17 protein-coding genes and 1 pseudogene are annotated in these 19,816 nt (G+C 64.2%); 13 read left to right on the forward strand and 5 right to left on the reverse strand.

Translation table 11 applies throughout. From position 1 onward, the window contains the following. Positions 1-10: 10 nt before the first annotated feature. Both dapB and G6N27_RS00770 read left to right on the forward strand, forming a co-directional pair. Complete coding sequence (gene dapB / locus G6N27_RS00765; RefSeq protein ID WP_163774431.1) at positions 11-748, forward strand: 4-hydroxy-tetrahydrodipicolinate reductase; 738 nt, start codon at positions 11-13, stop codon at positions 746-748. Further along, positions 745-1,200: a flavodoxin family protein gene (locus G6N27_RS00770; protein WP_163774433.1), complete on the forward strand. Its 456-nt coding sequence runs from the start codon at positions 745-747 to the stop codon at positions 1,198-1,200. The genes dapB and G6N27_RS00770 overlap by 4 nt, the downstream gene beginning before the upstream one ends. A 39-nt stretch (positions 1,201-1,239) precedes the next feature. Here the strand turns inward: G6N27_RS00770 and G6N27_RS00775 are convergent, their stop codons facing one another. From G6N27_RS00775 to G6N27_RS00785, 3 genes are all read right to left on the reverse strand, one after another. Beyond that, entirely contained in the window at positions 1,240-2,160 is a 921-nt protein-coding gene (locus tag G6N27_RS00775; protein ID WP_163774435.1) for an HAD family hydrolase, read from the reverse strand. 9 nt (positions 2,161-2,169) lie between these two features. Further along, positions 2,170-3,663 (reverse strand): arylsulfatase, encoded by a 1,494-nt coding sequence (locus tag G6N27_RS00780; RefSeq protein ID WP_163774436.1) that lies wholly within the window; start codon positions 3,661-3,663, stop codon positions 2,170-2,172. Between the two features lie 118 nt (positions 3,664-3,781). Beyond that, the gene (locus G6N27_RS00785) at positions 3,782-4,072 is read right to left on the reverse strand and encodes a CDGP domain-containing protein (RefSeq protein WP_163774438.1); all 291 of its coding nucleotides are present in this window, start codon (positions 4,070-4,072) and stop codon (positions 3,782-3,784) included. 100 nt (positions 4,073-4,172) lie between these two features. Between G6N27_RS00785 and G6N27_RS00790 the strand changes: the two genes are divergently transcribed. After that, positions 4,173-7,373 (forward strand): acetyl-CoA carboxylase family protein, encoded by a 3,201-nt coding sequence (locus G6N27_RS00790; protein ID WP_232064817.1) that lies wholly within the window; start codon positions 4,173-4,175, stop codon positions 7,371-7,373. 139 nt (positions 7,374-7,512) lie between these two features. Next, positions 7,513-8,532, forward strand: a complete 1,020-nt coding sequence (locus G6N27_RS00795) for a sensor histidine kinase (protein WP_232064820.1) — start codon at positions 7,513-7,515, stop codon at positions 8,530-8,532. Between the two features lie 110 nt (positions 8,533-8,642). On the opposite strand, the gene G6N27_RS00800 is transcribed toward G6N27_RS00795, so the two are convergent. Together G6N27_RS00800 and G6N27_RS00805 are read right to left on the reverse strand one after the other, a co-directional pair. Beyond that, a complete protein-coding gene (locus G6N27_RS00800) occupies positions 8,643-9,497 on the reverse strand; it encodes a bestrophin-like domain (RefSeq protein WP_163774443.1) in 855 nt (284 codons plus the stop codon). Positions 9,498-9,643: 146 nt separating this feature from the next. After that, positions 9,644-9,781, reverse strand: a pseudogene (locus G6N27_RS00805) (type VII secretion protein EsxI); the annotation flags it as partial. Positions 9,782-10,353: 572 nt separating this feature from the next. Here G6N27_RS00805 and G6N27_RS00810 point away from each other — a divergent pair. The 9 genes from G6N27_RS00810 to G6N27_RS00850 all read left to right on the forward strand — a co-directional run bounded on the left by G6N27_RS00810 (position 10,354) and on the right by G6N27_RS00850 (position 19,810). Beyond that, on the forward strand, positions 10,354-10,653 hold the full coding sequence (locus tag G6N27_RS00810; RefSeq protein ID WP_163774445.1) for a PE family protein: 300 nt from the start codon (positions 10,354-10,356) through the stop codon (positions 10,651-10,653). Positions 10,654-10,669: 16 nt separating this feature from the next. Beyond that, a complete protein-coding gene (locus tag G6N27_RS00815) occupies positions 10,670-11,818 on the forward strand; it encodes a PPE family protein (RefSeq protein ID WP_163781152.1) in 1,149 nt (382 codons plus the stop codon). Positions 11,819-12,156: 338 nt separating this feature from the next. Then, the gene (locus tag G6N27_RS00820; protein ID WP_276044948.1) at positions 12,157-13,071 is read left to right on the forward strand and encodes a sigma-70 family RNA polymerase sigma factor; all 915 of its coding nucleotides are present in this window, start codon (positions 12,157-12,159) and stop codon (positions 13,069-13,071) included. A 2-nt stretch (positions 13,072-13,073) separates the two neighbouring features. After that, the gene (locus G6N27_RS00825) at positions 13,074-13,241 is read left to right on the forward strand and encodes a hypothetical protein (protein WP_163774447.1); all 168 of its coding nucleotides are present in this window, start codon (positions 13,074-13,076) and stop codon (positions 13,239-13,241) included. Positions 13,242-13,617: 376 nt separating this feature from the next. After that, positions 13,618-14,007, forward strand: a complete 390-nt coding sequence (locus G6N27_RS00830) for a LytR/AlgR family response regulator transcription factor (RefSeq protein ID WP_163774449.1) — start codon at positions 13,618-13,620, stop codon at positions 14,005-14,007. A gap of 519 nt (positions 14,008-14,526) precedes the next feature. Then, a complete protein-coding gene (locus G6N27_RS00835) occupies positions 14,527-15,171 on the forward strand; it encodes a response regulator (RefSeq protein WP_163774451.1) in 645 nt (214 codons plus the stop codon). A 356-nt stretch (positions 15,172-15,527) separates the two neighbouring features. Beyond that, positions 15,528-16,916 (forward strand): NAD-dependent succinate-semialdehyde dehydrogenase, encoded by a 1,389-nt coding sequence (locus tag G6N27_RS00840; RefSeq protein WP_163774453.1) that lies wholly within the window; start codon positions 15,528-15,530, stop codon positions 16,914-16,916. A 29-nt stretch (positions 16,917-16,945) separates the two neighbouring features. Then, positions 16,946-18,661 carry an alpha-keto acid decarboxylase family protein gene (locus tag G6N27_RS00845; RefSeq protein WP_163774455.1) on the forward strand — a complete coding sequence of 572 codons (1,716 nt, stop codon included), beginning with the start codon at positions 16,946-16,948 and terminating at the stop codon, positions 18,659-18,661. A gap of 12 nt (positions 18,662-18,673) precedes the next feature. Continuing rightward, positions 18,674-19,810 (forward strand): VOC family protein, encoded by a 1,137-nt coding sequence (locus G6N27_RS00850; protein WP_163774457.1) that lies wholly within the window; start codon positions 18,674-18,676, stop codon positions 19,808-19,810. Positions 19,811-19,816 lie beyond the last annotated feature (6 nt).

Here is a 19,816-nt window from a genome sequence, read left to right on the forward strand (position 1 = left end):
GGTGAAGGCCATGCGAGTTGCAGTGCTGGGATCGAAAGGCAAAGTCGGCGCGACGATGGTGCAGGCGGTCGAGGCCGCAGACGATCTGACCCTGTCCGCCGAAGTCGACGCGGACGACCCGCTGAGCCTGCTGACCGACAACAAGACCGAGGTCGTCATCGACTTCACCCACCCCGACGTCGTCATGAAGAACCTGCAGTTTCTCATCGACAACGGGATCCACGCCGTCGTGGGAACCACCGGGTTCACCGACGAACGGCTGCAACAGGTGCGGTCATGGCTGGCCGCCAAACCCGGCGTCTCGGTGCTCATCGCACCCAACTTCGCCATCGGGGCGGTGCTGTCCATGCATTTCGCCCAACAGGCTGCGCCGTTCTACGAGTCGGTCGAAGTCATCGAACTGCATCACCCGCAGAAGGCCGACGCGCCGTCGGGCACCGCGGCGCGGACCGCCGCATTGATCGCCGAAGCACGAAAAGACTTGCCGCCCAACCCGGATGCCACCACCACGGGTCTCCCCGGTGCCCGTGGTGCCGACGTCGACGGCGTCCCGGTGCACTCGGTACGACTGGCCGGACTGGTCGCGCATCAGGAGGTGCTGTTCGGCACCGCGGGGGAGACCCTGACCATCCGGCACGACAGCATGGACCGCACGTCGTTCGTGCCGGGCGTGCTCTTGGCGGTGCGCCGAGTCGCCGAATTCCCCGGCCTGACTATCGGAATCGAATCGCTGCTCAACTTGCAATGACCAAGAGACTGTTGATCATTCACCACACCCCATCGCCGCATACCCAGGAGATGTTCGAGGCGGTGGTATCCGGGGCGACCGATCCCGACATCGAGGGAGTGGACGTTGTGCGCCGCCCGGCGTTGACCCTGTCGGCGACCGACGTGCTCGAGGCTGACGGATACCTGCTCGGGACTCCCGCGAACCTGGGCTATATGAGCGGTGCCCTCAAACACGCCTTCGACGTCATCTACTACCCCTGCGTGGATGCCACGAAGGGGCGGCCCTTCGGTCTCTATCTGCACGGCAATGAGGGAACCGAGGGGGCCGAGCGTGGAATCGACTCCATCACAACGGGCCTCGGTTGGGTCAAGGCCGCCGAGTATGTGGTCGTGTCAGGCAAGCCGGGCAAGGCCGAGTTGCAGGCATGCTGGGAATTAGGCGCGACGGTCGCGGCCCAGTTGATGGCGTGAGCCGCGGCAGTCCGAATTTTCCGGCGTGTGAAAATCCAGTCAAGGCACCGCCGGGAAGATGACTTCCCAGTCTCGGGCCATGCTCACAACGGTCCATCCCAAACGGGCTCCCACATCGGTGATCGGCTCGGTCTCGGCGAACGTCTGCGCCGTGCTGGTGTACTGAAATTCGCGCTCGGCGTCGTCATGGTCGATCAGCAGCGCAAGGCTCGGAAACCCAGTGGCCTGCGCCCATTCCAGCATCTCCCGGTCGCCCCCGGAGTTGCCGGCCGCAAGGATCGGTCGACGGCCCAGCTGGGTCTGGATGTTGGCAACCTTGGCGCTGCCCTCGTTCGCGACGCCGAGCAGTCCACTGTTGCGCCGGATGACCGGTGGGCCTTGGCCGTCACGGCTGACGTCGTAGCCGATCAGGGTGCCCACCACCAGCTCGGCCGGCACACCGTAGAGGCCGTCGCTGATCGCCCGGACGAACTCCGTCCCACCGCCGGTGACGATCCCGACCGTGAAGTCGCGCCGCCGCAGCTCGGCGACGAGTTCGAGCATCGGCTGATAAGTCACCGAGCGGATCGGCCGGCCTAGCGTCGCGTGCGCCGCACCGCTCATGAATTCCCTTGCCGCGGAAGCGAACTCCTCGGGTGTCATGCAGTCGAACAGACCGGCGAGCGCGAGCGCAACGTGTTCCAGCCCGATCTCGGCAACCCCCGCCTGATCGCCGGTGAGCAGCGCGGCGAATTCGGCACGCTCGCCGATCGACGGGTCCACAGCCACACGCTTGCGCAGCGAGTCGAGGAAGAAGTCGAGCTGCACATAGCTCGGCCGCTCGCACCACAGTGTGCCGTCGTTGTCGAAGTAGGCGACCCGATCGGCGATCGGCACCTGCTCGGCCGCCGCCAAAAACTCCTCCAGCGCGTCCCGCGTGCCGCCGGCTCGCCAGGACGGCAGCGGGTCGTCGCGCTGCATCGGACTCGCTCAGCTGCTGCCAGTAGTAGCGTCCTGCAACTTGGCCATTACCTGGTCCAGGCTGAAGCTCGCAGATCTCTGTCGCTGCGGGAACTCGACCAACGTCTCCAGCATCTTCGCGACGTAAGCCTGAGCCGGAACGAACAAGAAGATGCGGTCAATCATCCAGTCGTAGTACGTGTTCGACGTAATGTCCGCTCGCTCATAGGGATCGGTGCGCAGGTTGAACAGCTTGGGCACGCGCAGTTGGACGTACGGCTCCGCCCAGATCGCCAAGGTGCCCACGCACCGCTGCTCGAGGAAGACCAACTTCCAGTTGTCGAACCGCAGTGCCGTGAGGTCGCCGTCGTCGGAGACATAGAAGAAGTGCTTGCGCGGGCTCTCATCGGTCTGGCCGGTGATGTATGCCAACTGGTCGTGCCCGTCGAGGTGCACCTTGTAGGTCGTGCCGTTGAGATCTGCGCCCTCGCAAAGCCGCTCGGCGATGTCGGGTACACCCGCCGCCGACAACAGCGTGACGAACCAGTCGTTGTGGCTGACGATGCCGTTCAACACCGAGCCGGCCGGGATGTGCCCCGGCCAGCGCACCATCGCCGGCACGCGGTAGGCGCCCTCCCAGTTGGAGTTCTTCTCGTTACGGAACGGGGTCATGCCGGCGTCGGGCCAGCTGTTCATGTGGGGTCCGTTGTCGGTGGAGTACATGACGATCGTGTTCTCGGCAATGCCCAGCTCGTCGAGCAGGTCCAGCATGCTGCCGACCGTGTCGTCGTGATCCAGCATCGTGTCGTGGTAGCGCGATTGCCAGCGGCCCGCGCGGCCCACGCTTTCGGGCGCGGTGTGGGTACGGAAATGCATGTGCGTGGTGTTGAACCACACGAAGAACGGCGTTTCGGCCTCGTGCTGTTTCTTGATGAAACCGACTGCGGCGTCGCGGAATTCGCGGTCGCAGGTTTCCATCCGCTTCTTGGTGAGCGGGCCGGTGTCCTCGATGCGCTGGGTGCCGTCGCCGTTGGCCCAGGTGTGCAGCACGCCGCGCGGCCCGAATTTCTTGCGGAACTCCGGGTCCTTCGGATAGTCCGGCAGTTCGGGTTCCTCTTCGGCGTTGAGGTGGTACAGGTTGCCGAAGAACTCGTCGAAGCCGTGCATCGTGGGCAGGTGCTCGTCGCGGTCGCCGAGATGGTTTTTGCCGAACTGGCCAGTGGCATAGCCCTGCGCCTTGAGCGCCGTCGCGATCGTCGGGTCCTGTGCTTGCAGGCCCAGCGACGCCCCGGGCAGGCCCACCTTGGTCAGGCCGGTGCGGTACGGGTTCTGGCCGGTGATGAACGCCGCCCGTCCGGCGGTGCAACTCTGCTCCGCGTAATAGTCGGTGAACAGCACCCCTTCGGCGGCGACGCGGTCGATGTTGGGGGTCCGGTAGCCCATCAGCCCGTTGCTGTAGCAACTGAGGTTGCTCTGCCCGATGTCGTCGCCCCAGATGATCAGGACATTCGGCTTATCGCTCATTGCTCGGCCTTTCGCGGTCGAAGCCCCGATGCCTCCCGCCGGGGTCAGCTGACGCTGGCGTACCGGCCGCCCCTTGGCGATGATAGACCCTGTTTCCGCCCCCGCCGGACGCTTGCCGCTACGGGTCGATATGCGTCGGCGGCGTGCTGAATATCGGGTCGGCTTCTTTGGGCGGGTCACCAACGCTCATGGTGTTGCAGTCGGTTTCGGCGGGATGCAGCGGCCCATTTGGGAAAGTCGTCAAACAGCGTTCCCACATGCCGTCGTCGATCGGGCCGTCACACATCTTTGCGAACGGGTGCCCCGCCTCCCCGGGATCGATACAACCGGCGCTCGCCGATGGCGCGACGGCGACCAGCCCGCCCGTGGTCACGACGGCAGCCAACGCTCCGACGATGTATTGCTTCATGGCATGAAGCTAGCCCCTGTGATCCGGTGAAAGCCAGAAAACCTGGTCGCGGCATGATGTGATCCGGATGGGGAATGGACGACCGGACAAAGGACGGGACGTGACGCGCCTGCTGATTGCGAACCGCGGCGAGATCGCGCTCCGGATCATCCGCACCGCAGTCGAGTTGGGGCTCGGCACGGTCGCCGTGTATGCCGAGGACGATGCGGACAGCCCGCACGTGCACGCTGCTGACGAGGCGATCGCCCTGCCCGGGGCCGGTCCGGCCGCCTACCTCGACCATGCGGCGATCCTGTCGGCGGCCAAGGAGTCCGGCGCCGAGCTGATCCATCCCGGCTATGGCTTTCTCAGCGAGCAAACCGGATTCGCGCGGGCGTGCGCGGCGGCTGGCTTCACCTTCGTCGGACCGGACGCCGCAGCGCTGGAACTGTTCGGCAACAAATCCTCGGCCCGTCGTGCCGCCGTCGCCGCCGACGTGCCGGTGCTTCCCGCCACCGACGGGCCCAGCAGCATCGAGGACATTCGTGCATTCGCCGCCGAGCACAAGGATGGGATCGTCATCAAAGCGCTGGCCGGTGGTGGTGGCCGGGGGATGCGAGTCGTCCGCAGCGCAGATCAGGTCGACGACGCCTACCGGCAGTGCGCCGGCGAGGCGGAGTTGGGGTTCGGCGACGGGTCACTGTTCGCCGAAGCTCGTCTGGCGGATGCCCGGCACATCGAGGTGCAGATCGTCGCGGCGCCGTCGGGGCCGGTGTCCCGGGCGCTGGCACTCGGCGACCGCGACTGCAGCATCCAGCGCCGGCATCAGAAGCTGATCGAAATCGCGCCCGCACAAGGCCTTTCCGACACGCTGCGACGTGAACTGCACCGTGCCGCCGCGACGTTGTGCGCGCGAGCCGACTACCGCGGGCTGGCGACCGTCGAATTCCTGTTCGCCGGAGAGCGATTCGTGTTCCTCGAGGTCAACCCGCGAATCCAGGTCGAGCACACCGTCACCGAAGAGACCACCGGGCTCGACCTGGTGGCCGTGCAGTTGGCGATCGCCCGCGGCGCGACCTTCGACGAGCTCGCCCTGCCCGCGGGAATCAGCGACGACGGCAGGGAGGCCAGCGGCGAGCCGGCGTTGGCCCGGGGTATCGCGATCCAGGCCCGGGTCAACATGGAAACTCTCGCCGCCGACGGGACGTTCTCGCCGACGGCGGGCACGCTGAGCGTGTTCTCGCCGCCGACCGGACCCGGCGTGCGCGTCGACACCTACGGCCGCCCGGGCTTGACGCCGAGCCCGCGCTACGACTCGTTGCTGGCCAAGGTGATCACTCAGGTACGCGAACCGTCGTTTCCCGCGGCGGTGCGCAAAGCGCAGACCGCGCTGTTGGAGTTCCACATCGAGGGTATCCGCACCAACATCGGGTTGCTGCGCGAGGTGCTGTCCAGCAGCCAGCTGCAATCAGGCACGTTCACAACGGGTTTCCTCGACGAAAACCTTGCCGGTTTCGCGCGTACCGCCCAGGGCCGCCGCCCGGAGATTCGAGTCGCACCGGTCGAACTGCGGGCGGGTGAAGAAGTGCTGCGCGCGCAGCTCGCCGGCACCGTGATCGAGATCGCTCCGGAGGACACGGATTTCGCTGCGGGCGCGCAACTGGTGGTGCTCGAGGCGATGAAGATGCAGCACGTGCTGACCGCCCCGGACGCCGTGCGCGCGGTCCGGACGCTGGTCGCGCCTGGGCAGGTCGTCGGGACCGGAGACCCGCTGGTGATCTTCGTCCGGACCGGCGAGGGCGCGGCGGCCAGCGATGTCGCCGCCGTCGACTTGGACCGGTCGCGCGATGACCTCGACGATGTCCGACGACGCCACCTGCTCACCCTCGACGAGGGGCGCCCAGCGGCGATTGCCAAGCGGCACAAGCAGAGTCGACGCAGCGCCAGAGAGAACATCGCCGACCTGGTGGACCCCGGGAGTTTCGTCGAATACGGCGCGCTGGCGGTCGCCGCGCAGCGCAGCCGGCGTTCGGAGGAGGACCTGATCGCCAACACCCCGGCCGATGGTCTGGTCGCCGGGGTGGCACACATCGGCGGTGTCGAGACGGCGGTGCTGTCCTACGACTACACGGTGCTGGCCGGCACGCAGGGCATGCGCAACCACGCCAAAACCGATCGTGTCTTCGACCTGGCGGCACGTCGCAAGCTGCCGGTGGTGCTGTTCGCCGAAGGCGGCGGCGGGCGGCCGGGCGACACTGACGTGGCGAATATGGCGGGTCTGGAGTTGATGACGTTCCGTTCCCTCGGTGCGCTGAGCGGCAAGGTGCCGCTGGTGTCGATCGTGTCCGGGCGCTGCTTCGCCGGCAACGCGGCGCTGGCCGGCACCTGCGACGTGATCATCGCGACCCCGGACGCCAACATCGGCATGGGTGGCCCGGCGATGATCGAAGGCGGCGGACTCGGCGAATACCGGCCGGAAGACATCGGTCCCATCGACGTGCAGCGGCGCAACGGTGTCGTCGGCCTGGTCGCCCGCGACGAAGCGCACGCGGTGTCGCTGGCCAAGCAGTACCTGTCGTACTTCCACGGAGGGATCGACGACTGGACGGCTCCGGATCCGCGGCGGGCACGACATGTGGTGCCGGAGAACCGATTACGTGCCTACGACGTTCATCATGCGATCGAGGCGATCGTCGACGTTGGGTCCGTCCTGGAGCTGCGGGCCGACTACGGCGTCGGCGTGGTCACCGCGTTCGTCCGCGTCGAAGGCATCCCATTCGGGTTGCTCGCCAACAGCAGCCATCATCTCGGCGGGGCCATCGACGCCGAAGCCGCCGACAAGATCGCCGACTTTCTGACGCTCTGCGAATCGGCGGGACTACCGATCATTTCGCTGTGTGACACACCGGGGTTCATGGTCGGGCCGGATGCCGAAGTCGAGGCCGCAGTCCGGCGATTCAGCCGGCTGTTCATCGTCGGTGCGAGGCTGACCGTGCCGTTCGGAATGATCATCCTGCGCAAGGGTTATGGGTTGGGCGCGATGGCGATGGCCGGAGGCTCCTTCCACGCGCCGGAGTTTACGGTCGCCTGGCCGACCGGGGAGATCGGCGGGATGGGTCTCGAAGGTGCTGTGCGCCTCGGGTTCAGCAAAGAGCTTGCCGCAGTGACAGATCCGGTCGAACGACAAAACCTATTCGACAAGCTGGTCGAGGCTGCCTATCAGCATGGCAAGGCGCTCACCTCGGCCACCACGTTCGAACTCGACGACGTCATCGACCCGGCGGACAGCCGGGCCTGGATCATCCGACTGCTCAGAGGCTAGCGTGTCGGACGCACGTCGGGACGAACTTCGCGAGCTCGCCGAGCAGCAGGCATCATTGCGGCGCGTCGCGACATTGGTTGCGCGGGGCGCCAGCCCGTCGGAGGTCTTCGCAGCGGTCGCCGACGAAGTGGGTCGGTACTTGAATACCGACAACGTGGCAGTGGGCCGCTTTGACGGCGAGGAGTTGGCCATCGTCGCGCTGTCTCGTACTGACCCGAGGATCCACAATCCTCTGGTCGTCGGCGAGCGCGCGAGCTTGGCGGGCGACAATATCGCGACGCGCGTGTTGCACAGCGGTCGCCCCGCACGCCTGGACGGCGCGGAGCTTGAGAACGCTGTTGGTCCGATCGCCGAACGCATGCGCGACAATGAACTCGGTTGCACAGTGGGGGTTCCCATCACCGTAGATGGTCGGGTCTGGGGCGTGGTTGGCGTCGGCGCTGCCGAGCCTGACATGATGCCACCGGACATCGAGGTGCGTCTCGGTGATTTCGCCGACTTGGTTGCCACCGCCATCGCCAACGCCGCCGCCCATGACGAACTGACGGCCTCGCGCGCGCGGATCGTGGCCGCCGCTGATGATGCTCGGCGCCGGATAGAACGCGACCTCCACGACGGAGCCCAGCAGCGGCTGGTGTCACTGGGACTGCAACTGCGGCTGGCTGCCGATTCCGTGCCGCCCGAACATCGCGACCTCAAAGACCAGTTGTCGCGCGTGGTCGACGGTTTGACCGCGGTCTCGAAAGATCTACAAGAGATTTCCCGCGGGATCCATCCGGCGACCCTCTCACAAGGCGGGCTAAGTCCCGCGCTGAAAACACTGGCGCGCCGCTGCCCGGTTCCGGTCACGCTGAATATTGCTATCGACCGACGATTGCCTGATCCAGTCGAGGTCGCCGCTTACTACGTGGTCGCCGAAGCCCTGACCAATACCGCGAAGTACGCTCGCGCCGGCCAAGTCACCATCCACGCGGAAACCAACGACGCCGCGCTCTATTTGTCGATTCAGGACGACGGCGTCGGCGGCGCCGATTCACACAACGGGTCGGGACTGATCGGACTGAAAGACCGCGTCGAAGCACTGGGCGGTAACCTGCAGATCGCCAGTCCCCAAGGGTGCGGGACGTCGCTGCAGGTGACCATTCCATTCACGAGTTGATCGGTAGACCCCGACCGCGGCCTGCTCCCAATGCTGCCACCGATCTTATGAAAATTGTTCTGCCGCAACGAAATTGACGTATATAGTGGCGTCGGCCCTGCGTCGATGGCTCAATCGGTGGGCGTGATGTTGTGGATGAGCATGACGTCTAGCGCATTACGCATGCTCTTACTAGAGATGTTGAATCGGCCTTCATACGGATCCACCATGTCTGCGATCGTGAACGTCATGCTACTCAGGGTAATCCCGGCTAAGGCGATGGCGATTATCACCAAGGGACTCGCTGTCGTCCGCAGGCCGAAGCACAGGAATATGATCATGAGCCAAGACATCAGCATTCTCAGAAAGGGCGCGGGTATCGAACGTTCAGGTTCCATGACGAGGGACCATCGGGCCATTGCGAAATCTTTGTACTGGTCAATGCAGTCGGCCGCTAATCTTTCATGGAGCGGATCAGACGGTTTTAATTGGAAGATGTCGAGCTTGATGCGATTGAGGGTGTCGGTGAGCACCTGATGCACGTCCGCTCTGGACTTTTCGCGCACATCTACGTAGCTCACACCAGCCGGGATCGACTCATGCCGCCAGAAATTGACGATTCCTGCGGCGGTAAAACTCTGCAATCGCCTACGTATCGGTTCTGACCCTGGGCCGTAATTGCGCATCGACTGATCGAGTCGAATCAGCAGCGCCGCGTACTTGGCCCAACGATCTTCGGTGGTTTCGATGAAGTTCTTCGCTGCGCTGATCATCAATCCCATGACGATGGACGCTATCGTGACCAGAAACCCGATGATCACACCGAGAAAATTGAGCGCTTCTGTCTGCGTATATGGACCGAGTAATTGCGACTTCAGCATGAAGCCCAACGCCGCGCTCGCGCAAAGCAGCGAAAACACGACCAACGCCCGCGAGAAGCTACGCATTTCAGCTACACCAGCCCGCCTTGAAGGCTTCACCGACATTCAGATGATGTTCTGCCGCACCTGATGCGGTGGCCTCGCACCGGCGCGTGGCGCGAGCCTTCTGGCTGCTGTTCGAGCCGTCAGGCGTCGCTGCCGATCGTCGACAGGCGGTCACTATGATCATGTGCTGAAAAGGCATTCGTGTGTTACGCCCAACTGGGGTCGACAGCACTGTCGGTGTCAGCCATGATGTTGCCGGCGTTCTGCACCTTGGAGCCAAGGGCGTTGGCCTCCTCGTAGGTGACCTGGAAATTGCGGCCCAACACTGTGATGAACTCCTGGCAGAACACGAAACGGCCTGCCATCGAACGCATCTGGTCGGGCGTGGTCATGAAATGTGTGATCACCTGAGTGGCTCCTTGCCATGAAGCTAAATGACGCGGTGGTTGAGGTGATGGCCGGAGTTGTAGGTTGCGCCTCAAGCGTTCCGCCTTAATCCATCGCTGTCTTCCCGGCTGACACCACTCGATGCCCCCCGCTAGCCGGAATTCCGCTTACCGGTCACGCTCCGCCAATTTGCACATCTCGCTAAGGGCTACCGACCGGTAGCCCGCGAATCCTGCTCCTGTCAAAGCGAATAGACGACGGTAGCGCCCATCCGGCCGGCGTGTGGGACACCGCAGGAAACCTGATCACCGCTGCCCCGATCGGAGCTATGTTGCATCGTTCCCGCCCAGTATGTTTCGCGGACGACTTATTTACAGCTAGCAGGGGGCCCTATGGACGCTAACCCGGATGACATCAGAACAGCGCGCCAGCCATCCTGATCGTTGAGTCGGTTCTTTGCCGCTTGCTGTACGTAACGGCACGGCTCTCAACCGAGGAGGGCGCACATCGCTCGTTGGGAGAGAAGGATATGTCTTTCGTAATCACACAACCGGACGCGCTGACATCGGCGGCTGGCGATTTGACAGGTATCGGCGCGGCGATGAGTTCGCTGAATGCCGCCGTAGCCAGCCCGACCACCAGCCTGGCGCCGGCTGCGGCGGACGATGTTTCGGCGCTGACCGCGGCCGCGTTCGCCGCCCAGGGCGCGATGTACCAGGAGGCCGGTGCGCGAGCGGCCGCGATTCACCAAATGTTCGTGACCACCTTGCAAGCCTCCGCCTGTTCCTATGCGGCCACCGAGGCCGCCAATGTGACCGTCACCCGCTGAGGCGTAGGCAATGACAATGGATTTCGCGGCGCTTCCACCGGAGATCAACAGCGGCCGAATGTACTCCGGTCCCGGATCGGAACCAATGCTTGCCGCCGCTGCAAACTGGGACCGGCTATCCGGCGAACTGTACTCGCTAGCGGCCTCTCAATCTTCGGTGATATCCGGGCTGACCGGAGCGAGCTGGCAGGGTCCGGCGTCGACGTCGATGGCGGCTGCGGCATCAACATATCTCGCGTGGATGAATGCTGCCGCAAGCCAGGCAGAAGAGACGGCCAAACAGGCCAGGGCTGCAGCAGCCGCATACGAGGCAGCGTTCGCTGCGACCGTGCCACCGCCGATTATCGCGGCCAACCGCGCGCTTTTAACTATGTTGGTTGCAAGCAACTTCTTGGGCATCAACACCCCGGCTATCATGGCGACTGAGGCGGACTATGCCGCGATGTGGGGCCAGGATGCTGCCGCCATGTACGGTTATGCCGCGTCCTCGGCCGCCGCGGCGACACTGACCCCGTTCACTCTGCCGAAACAGAACACCAACCCTGCGGCCATGGCGGCCCAAAGTGCCGTGGTCACCAATTCCATTGGGACATCGAGCGGGACATCGATAGAAACGACCATCGAACAGATGCTCCAACAGATCCTCGCCAACATAAATAAGGCGCTGGAGCCAGACGTCATCAACTCGGGGATCAGCGCTTACGCAACAGTCCCCTCCATCATCCTGTCGGCACTCGCCAGCCTTTCGAAAGGGACGGCGGGTTCCGCTGCCTCCGCGGCCGACGCAACAGTCGCGGCATTGAGCGACGTGGGCGCCGGGCTGACTAAGGTGGCGAGCACGCTAGGGTCTGTTGGCGCAGCTCAATTCGGCGGTGCGGTATCTGCTGGGATTGGCCGGGCGGCCAGCGTTGGTGCGCTGTCAGTGCCGTCGACGTGGGGCACGCTCACCTCCGCGGTCAGCAGCGCTCCCCAGGCGATAACGGTCGGCAGGGTAGGTGCCGCCGAGGGGGTCGCAGGTATTCCGCTGCCGGTCGGCATCGCGGGCGCCCCGGCAAGCATGGCAGCCGGGACGGGAATGCACGGCAGGCTCACCCGGAGCGTTGAAGGTACCACTCTGCGAACGTTGATGCGTCCCAGCATGCTTCCAGGACCGCAATACATCTAGTAACGCATTGGGACCGATCAGCAGTGCGATTGGGTTGCAAGGCATTACGCTTCAGGCGCCAATGTGGCCCAAGGTCAGGGACCGCAGATAACTCGTCGCTGAAGTCCCACTAGAACTTCCGGGGTGCGCTAACCAGACCCACCCGGGTGGTGTCTGCGTTCGCGCTTCCGTGGGATGCGCGGTACCGCAGCAGCGCCGACTTGCCGATGGGGTGCTCACTACCCAGCACTACCCCAACGCCCTGCGGCCACCGCGCACGGGACTGGCGGGCCGAGCCAAGTCCTCGGCAGTGAGAGCACCCTGCCGGAGCCACTTGTGTAGCTGGCAGCTATCCACGGATGGGGGCTAACCGCAAGGGTGAATATGCGGCAGCGGTGACGACATTCGGTGCCCGCAGCGCAATTGTGGAAGCCATGGATAACGTCATGTGGAAACCGGTGGCCGATGCTCCGGCATCCCCCCACACCATCTCGAATGTGCCGGGCACTGCAGCGGCGCCGGTCCGTAGGGCATGCCTGCTGACCGACGCATCCAAGCGCCATGATGCTGACATCTCAGTAAAGCCCCAATCCACCAGCAGCGCTAAATGTTTCGCAGCATCCTCCATTGTCGGTAATTGCCGCAAGCATCACCCGCCGCGCTGCGAGAAACGGTCGCACGAAGCGGAACTTCGAGTTCGGTTCGAAAGGGATGTCGTGCCGCTGCAGGAGCGGCTGTACCGCCGGGCGTTGCGTATGAGTCGGCATCACGCTGACGCACAGGATCTTGTGCAGGACACGATGGTGAAGGCGTACGCCAGCTTCCATTCGTTCGAGCCAGACACAAACCTTAACGCGTGGCTGTACCGGATTTTGACGAATGCCTACATCAGCGATTACCGCAAAAGGCAGCGGCAACCGACGCAGTACTCGATGGAACACCTGACCGAGCAGCAGTTGGTGAACGTCGGCCATCGCGAGCCAAAAGGGCTGCCTTCGGCCGAGGACGAAGCTCTGGCAACCCTGCCAGATAACGAGATTCAAGCAGCGGTGCGAGCGATGCCCGAACAATTCCGTGCGGTGGTGTACTACGCCGATGTGGAGAATCTGCCTTACAAGGAGATCGCCGAAATCTTGGGTATTCCGGTCGGAACGGTGATGTCACGGGCGTCGCGCGGACGACGACATCTCCGTCGACTGCTCGTCGGTCGCGGCGGCGAAGGCATTGCCGCCGAACACATTCGCGCCAAGCGCGTCCTGCTAGGGAGGAGATGATTATGTTGCCAGTTCACGATGATGTAGCCCGCGCTTTCACCAGTTACCGACATGCGCTCGCAATCGATTGCTACGACGACGATTGCGCTGGGTACCGCCTGCTTGCCCACATCACGTTCACCCTGCTGTTGATGGCGGTGATGTTCGCCGCGATTGCGCTAAGTTTCTGAGCACTACGCGAGCAGTCCCGGTCCAATCGTCGGCGAAACGTGTTCAGCCCGACGCACCCTGGCGAAATCACGGTCGAGGCAATCGGCACGCTGGCCCAGCTGGCCTTCGGCGCGATCCCGATCACGATGATCTACACCGGCACCTAATACGGGAAAATGGGCAACGGCTGTTGCCGGCTGCCGGAAATGAGCGATACCGCGCAATGCAGGTGAATGTTCACGTCGCCGGTCCGCGAGATCTTGGTCAGAAGCACAGTTAGGCTGCTCGCCTTGTCCTAGCGGGACGCGGGCGCGTGGACCTCTCAATAGCTCATAGGTCGCCTAAATTACGGGTACCTGCAATTCGTCTCGTTAGTCCCTTGGCCACACTGAAGTTATGAATTATGGGTCTCAGCCGCTGCGCTGCGTCATCGTCGACGACAACGCCGCCTTTCTTGAGGTTGCTGCGAACATGCTCGGCCGCGACGGTCTTACGGTTGTCGGGATGGCATCGAGCAGCGCGGAGGCACTACGTCGTGTGGCACAGCTGCGGCCCGACGTCGCGGTCGTCGACATCGATCTGGGCGGCGAAAGCGGATTCGACCTGGCGCAGCGGCTCGCCGATGGGCCGGCTGTGTCGTCGGTGATCATGACTTCGACTCATTCCGAGCAGGATTTTACCGACTTGATCGCGGCAAGTCCCGCGCTGGGATTCGTGCCGAAGGTGGAATTGTCCGCGGAGGCGGTTCTGCACCTTCTGGGTCGGGGCAACGGGTCGTCGCCTTGACTCATCGGGTGGTTCCGCCAGCGGATCTCAGCAACTAGCCGCGATGACGGTCATTGCCAGCTGACGTGTTTGGTACGTATGGCACCAAACCTTGCCGCCCTCAATGAGAGTCACTACCCAGCCGGTCCGCTCGTGGTCGAGCCTGATGACTCCGCCGGGGATGCGTTGGTGGCCGCCATCTCGGGCGAATCGCGTCGTGATCATTGCAGCCGACCAGCTTTCGAATCGAGCCAGACTAAACGTTGACTGGGATGCCGCGAGGCATGCTCATAACCTCGCCTATTGGGTCGCCTATGTCGTCACGGCTGGCCCTAATCAGCTATCACTGGCAGCCTCATTTCCCGTCTACCGGCTAGCCGGAAGGCGCCGATCCGGGCAACCGGCGGTTGTCGTCGTTGAATCGGTGTTAGATGGTTCAAGCACCCTCGGTCGGACCCGGGAGGACACGTTTCACAGCGGAGTCAGCGCGACGACGACAACCCGGCACCTAATGACGATGACGGCGCTGGTGGTGATTCCATGCGAGTAGTGGTCGCCGATGACGACGTGTTGCTTCGGGAGGGTTTGGCTAGCCTGTTAGAGCGCTCGGGTTTCGACGTCGTGGGGCAGGCCGGCGACGCCAACCAGCTGCTTGCGTTGACCCGGGAGAAGACTCCCGACTTGGTGGTCGCCGACATTCGGATGCCGCCGACCCATACCACCGAGGGACTCGATGCGGCGCGAACGATCCGCGAGGAGCTGCCCGAGGTTGCCATTTTGGTGCTGTCGGCGCACGTGGACGTCGAACATGCGATGGAGTTGTTGGCCAGCGGGCGCAGTATCGGTTATCTGCTCAAGGATCGGGTCACCGACGTGGCCGGTTTTATCGACTCGCTGGAGCGGATCGGCAACGGCGCGTCAGTGGTGGATCCCGCCCTGGTGCAAGAGTTGGTGTCGGCGCGTCGTCGAGATGATCCGCTGGCTGTGCTGAGCACGCGCGAGCGAGAAGTGCTGGAGCTGATGGCGGAGGGTCGTTCCAATGCTGGTATCGCACAGCGTATTTGGGTCACCGAGGGCACGGTCGAAAAGCACGTGCGCAGCATTCTGATGAAGCTGGACCTGCCGGAAACCGGCGACGATCACCGTCGCGTGCTAGCGGTGATCACCTTCCTCGAAGCGCGCTGACCTCCCGAGCGCACTTGACGCTGGGGCAAGGTCCCGGCCGGTGGGCTCGTGTCATGTCCAGCGGCCATAATCCATGCGCGAGTGATCAATTCGTGCCGTAGCGGCGTTTGCGATCGCACTGCCCGCAGAGTTCATTGCAGCTAGCAGGTATGGCAACACTGCAGCTGTCACCAAGCCGTGATTGGTGTCAGCGTTGACGACTTCGGTTGATCGCAACGGCAATCTAAATGCCATGGCTACGTGGCCCTCTGCTTCCAGCTGGGTCACAGCTATGCCGAACCGACAACAAGTCTGCTGACAGACACGACGGCCAAGACGGTGGCGACAAGCCGCCGCGAACCGAAAGGAAACACACGATGGCATACCAGACCGTCAACCCGTTCAACAACGAGTTAGTGGCTACCTTCGACGACCTGACCGACGCGGAGGCGATGAACCTTCTTGCGCAGGCGCAGAAGACCTTTGAGTCGTGGAGCCAGACCTCGCACGCCGAGCGTGCCGCGGTGTGCCGGCGAGCCGCAGCCATCCTCACCGAACGGCCCGATGAGTTCGCCCGGCTGCTGACCCTGGAAATGGGCAAGCTCTACAACGAGAGCCTCGGCGAAGTGGCGCTCAGCGCGGACATCTTCAACTACTACGCAGACAACGCCGAGAAGTTCTTGGCCCCGGAGCGGGTCAACACAGTCAGCGTCAACGACAACGCAATGCTCGTCAGCGCGCCGCTCGGGGTGATCCTGGGCATCCAGCCGTGGAACTTCCCCCTCTACCAGCTGGCGCGGGTAACGGCTCCCAACCTGATGGTCGGCAACGTCGTCATGGTCAAGCATGCGTCCAACGTGCCGCAGGCGGCGGCCGCCTTCGAGCGGCTGCTGCTGGAGGCGGGCGCCCCCGAGGGCGTCTACACCAACCTCTTTGCGACCAAGGATCAGATCAACATGCTGATCGACGATGCGCGGGTGCGCGGTGTCTCGCTGACCGGCAGCGAGGGTGCGGGCTCGGTGGTCGCCGCTCGGGCCGGCAAGAACGTCAAGAAGTCCACCATGGAACTCGGCGGCTCGGACGCGCTGATCGTGTTGGACGACGCCGACGTGGACAAGACCGTCCGCTGGGCGTTGTGGGGCCGGATGAACAACGGCGGGCAGTGCTGCGTGGCCTCCAAGCGGATCATCGTCGCCGAGGAGATCGCTGACGAGTTCCTGGAGAAGTTCACGGCCGCACTTGCCGAGCTCAAAGCCGGCGATCCCTTCGACGAGGGCACCACGCTGCCGCCGATGTCCAGTCAGGGCGCTGCCGACGAGTTGAACGACAAGATCAAGGCCGCGGTCAGCGCCGGCGCGACGGCCATCGCGCTGGGCGACCCGGTGCCCAGCACGGGCGCGTTCGTGCAGCCGACCATCTTGACCGACCTCAACCCGGACAACCCCGCCTACTACCAGGAGTTCTTCGGGCCGGTGGCGCTCTTCTTCCGGGCGAGCAGCGAGGACGACGCCGTGCGACTGGCCAACGACTCGCACTTCGGGCTCGGCGGTTCGGTGTTCACGCAGGACGCCGAGCGCGGAGTGGAGGTAGCCAAGCGGATCGAGACCGGGATGGTGTTCGTCAACCACCCGACCTGGACCAAGCCGGACCTGCCCTTCGGCGGGGTCAAGCTGTCGGGCTACGGACATGAATTGTCCAACATCGGCATCCAGGAGTTCGTCAACAAAAAGCTCATCAACGTCGTCCCGATCGACGCACCGGCCTGATCAGGCCCTGGACCGAAAGGAACAACAAGATGCCTAACTTCACCGTGGGCAAGTATCTCGCGGCCCGGTTCGAGCAGATCGGACTCAAGCACTACTTCATGGTCCCCGGCGACTACAACCTAGTGCTGCTCGATGAGCTACTGACCAACGAGAACATGCAGCAGATCGGCTGCTGCAACGAGCTCAACGCCGCTTACGCCGCCGAGGGCTACGCCCGGGTCAACGGCGCGGGCGCCGTGCTGACCACCTACAACGTGGGCGCGTACTCCGCGCTCAACGGGGTGGCCGGCGCGTACGCCGAACGCCTGCCGGTGATCTTCGTGTCATCGGGCCCGAACACCAATGACCCGGTCGCGAATCACATCATGCACCACACGATGGGCACGCATGACTTCTCCGACCAGTACGAAGTGTGCCGTCAGGTGACGTGCGAAGCGGTGCGCATCCTGCACGCCGACAACGCGCCGACCCTGATCGATCAGGCGATCAGCACCGCGCTGCGCGAGCGCAAGCCCGTCTACATCGAGATCGCGTGCAACCTGTCGGCCGCGCCGTGCTCCGAGCCGGCGCCGATCGACACGTTGCTGGCGTCGACGATGCTGTCCTGGCAGCCGACCAACCCACGCGCCCTGACCGCCGCGGTCGACCGGGCCGCCAGACTTCTGGAGGAGGCGAAAAAGCCGATCCTGCTGGCCGGGGCGCACCTGCGCTCCTATGGAGCGATCGAGGCCTTCCAGGAGCTGGCCGAGGCGCTGGGCTGCGCGGTGGCGGTCATGCCCAACGCGAAGGGCTTTTTCCCGGAAGACCACCCGCAATACGCCGGGATCTACTGGGGCGAGGTGAGCACCCCGGGGTGCCAGGCCATCGTTGACTGGGCGGACCTGGTGGTGGCCGGCGGCCCGGTGTTCTCCGACTACACCACGGTCGGCTGGACCGCACAGCCCGCCCCACAACGGTTGATCAACGCCGAGCCGCAAGTCGTGCGGTTCGCCGGTGCCGAATACACCGGCGTCGCGCTGGCCGATTTCCTGTCCGACCTGGCAAAGAAGGTCCAACACAATGACGCCACCCTTCGGCAATACCACCGGCTCAGGGGAGCAGCGCCCGCGCCGGCACGAGCCGCGGCGGCCGACGCCGAGGCCCCGCTGAGCCGCGCCGAGCTTTGGCGCCAGATCGAGGCGGACCTCGACTCGAAAACCACGCTGCTGGTGGAAACCGGTATCTCCTGGTGGGACGGCATGTACACCCGGCTGCCCGGCGGGGCACGGTTCGAGATCGAGATGCAATGGGGCTCCATCGGCTGGGCCGTGCCGGCCGCCTTCGGCTACTCGGTCGGACTAGAAGCCGACCGGCGCTTGGTCGCGGCCATCGGCGACGGATCCTTCCAGCTGACCGCTCAGGAAGTGTCCAACATGATCCGGCACGGCCAAGAGATCCTGATCTACCTGGTCAACAACCGCGGATACGTCATCGAGTCGGCGATCCACGACGGCCCGTACAACTACTACAAGAACTGGGATTACGCCGGGCTGATCGACGTCTTCAACGCCGAAGACGGCCAGGGGCTGGGACTGACCGCCAGCACGCCGGCAGAACTGGCCGACGCGATCGCCAAAGCCCGCGGCCACAAAGGCGGCCCGGTGCTGATCGAATGCCAGGTCCCCAACGAGGACGCGAGCCCCGAGGTCATCTCCTGGGGTTCCAAAGTCGCCCGTGTCAATGCCCGTCCGCCTCAAAACAGCTAAGGAGAAACAGAAATGACCGACCAACTCATCGGCGCCCACAACGACCTGCACAGCGAGCAGGGCGCCCGCAAGGGAGAACACCCCGGCCGATTCGCCAACCCGCTCATCAAAGTGCAGGACGTCATCTGGCTGGAATTCGAAAAGCCCGATCTACTCAAGGCCGAGGCGTTTGCCCAGGCGTTTGGTTTCTCCACGGTGCTGCGCACCAACGATGAGCTGCACCTGCGCGGCAGCGATGCCGGCGCGCCGTGTGTGCTGATCCGCCGCGGACCGCGCGAGCGGTTCGTTGGACCGGCTTTTGTCGCCGCCGAACAGTCGGATCTGGTGCGGCTGGCTGATGCGACCGGAGCCACCCTGCGCCCGCTGCCGGAGTCGCTAGGCGGTGTCGCCGTTGATCTTCTCGACCCCAGTGGATTGTCGGTGCGGGTCGTGTCGGGCACTCATCAGCTCGAGGCGTTGCCAGCCCAGACGCCGCACGTGTTCAACTTCGGCCACGACGTCGTCCGCGCGAACGCCACCCAGCGGCCGCCGCGGGTGCCCACCACGGTCCAGCGACTCGGGCACATCGTGGTGCAGACCCCTAAGTACATCGAGGCGCTGAATTGGTACCTCGAGACGTTTGGTCTGATCGTCAGCGACTTCTGCTTCTATCCGGGCCAGCGCGAACGCGGCCCGATTATGAGCTTCATCCGCTGCGACCGCGGGTCCACGCCCGCCGACCACCACACCCTGGCGATGGCGCTGGGGCCGGTGAACCGTTACGTGCACTCGGCGTATCAGGTCGCTGACCTCGACGCGCTGGCCGCCGGCGGCGAGTACCTGGGTGACCAAGGGTATTTCCGCTCGTGGGGCATCGGCCGACACATCCAGGGCAGCCAGATCTTCGACTATTGGCGCGACCCCGATGGTTTCTTGGTCGAGCACTTCGCCGACGGCGACATGTTCGACAACACCCTGGAGCCCGGCTGGGCTCCGTTGGCGGCGTCCGGGCTGTACCAGTGGGGGCCCGCGCCGAGCAAGGACTTCTTGGGCGTCGGATCACCGCGCGCGACCGCGGCTGAACTTGCCGCGATGGTCGATGCCCTGCGCCACGACAACGAGTTCGACTTGTCCGCTCTGCGCGGGCTGTTCGCCGTAGCCAATTCCTAATTTGCG

This window comes from Mycobacterium cookii (assembly GCF_010727945.1).
In the GTDB taxonomy this organism is placed as follows: domain Bacteria; phylum Actinomycetota; class Actinomycetes; order Mycobacteriales; family Mycobacteriaceae; genus Mycobacterium; species Mycobacterium cookii.

What these genes read in the sequence shown, in the direction of transcription:
- dapB (WP_163774431.1), top strand. Translation starts at nt 11, where the DNA reads ATGCGAGTTGCAGTGCTGGGATCGAAAGGCAAAGTCGGCGCGACGATG.
- G6N27_RS00770 (WP_163774433.1), top strand. Translation starts at nt 745, where the DNA reads ATGACCAAGAGACTGTTGATCATTCACCACACCCCATCGCCGCATACC.
- G6N27_RS00775 (WP_163774435.1), bottom strand. Translation starts at nt 2,160, where the DNA reads ATGCAGCGCGACGACCCGCTGCCGTCCTGGCGAGCCGGCGGCACGCGG.
- G6N27_RS00780 (WP_163774436.1), bottom strand. Translation starts at nt 3,663, where the DNA reads ATGAGCGATAAGCCGAATGTCCTGATCATCTGGGGCGACGACATCGGG.
- G6N27_RS00785 (WP_163774438.1), bottom strand. Translation starts at nt 4,072, where the DNA reads ATGAAGCAATACATCGTCGGAGCGTTGGCTGCCGTCGTGACCACGGGC.
- G6N27_RS00800 (WP_163774443.1), bottom strand. Translation starts at nt 9,497, where the DNA reads ATGTCGGTGAAGCCTTCAAGGCGGGCTGGTGTAGCTGAAATGCGTAGC.
- G6N27_RS00810 (WP_163774445.1), top strand. Translation starts at nt 10,354, where the DNA reads ATGTCTTTCGTAATCACACAACCGGACGCGCTGACATCGGCGGCTGGC.
- G6N27_RS00815 (WP_163781152.1), top strand. Translation starts at nt 10,670, where the DNA reads ATGGATTTCGCGGCGCTTCCACCGGAGATCAACAGCGGCCGAATGTAC.
- G6N27_RS00820 (WP_276044948.1), top strand. Translation starts at nt 12,157, where the DNA reads ATGGGGGCTAACCGCAAGGGTGAATATGCGGCAGCGGTGACGACATTC.
- G6N27_RS00825 (WP_163774447.1), top strand. Translation starts at nt 13,074, where the DNA reads ATGTTGCCAGTTCACGATGATGTAGCCCGCGCTTTCACCAGTTACCGA.
- G6N27_RS00830 (WP_163774449.1), top strand. Translation starts at nt 13,618, where the DNA reads ATGAATTATGGGTCTCAGCCGCTGCGCTGCGTCATCGTCGACGACAAC.
- G6N27_RS00835 (WP_163774451.1), top strand. Translation starts at nt 14,527, where the DNA reads ATGCGAGTAGTGGTCGCCGATGACGACGTGTTGCTTCGGGAGGGTTTG.
- G6N27_RS00840 (WP_163774453.1), top strand. Translation starts at nt 15,528, where the DNA reads ATGGCATACCAGACCGTCAACCCGTTCAACAACGAGTTAGTGGCTACC.
- G6N27_RS00845 (WP_163774455.1), top strand. Translation starts at nt 16,946, where the DNA reads ATGCCTAACTTCACCGTGGGCAAGTATCTCGCGGCCCGGTTCGAGCAG.
- G6N27_RS00850 (WP_163774457.1), top strand. Translation starts at nt 18,674, where the DNA reads ATGACCGACCAACTCATCGGCGCCCACAACGACCTGCACAGCGAGCAG.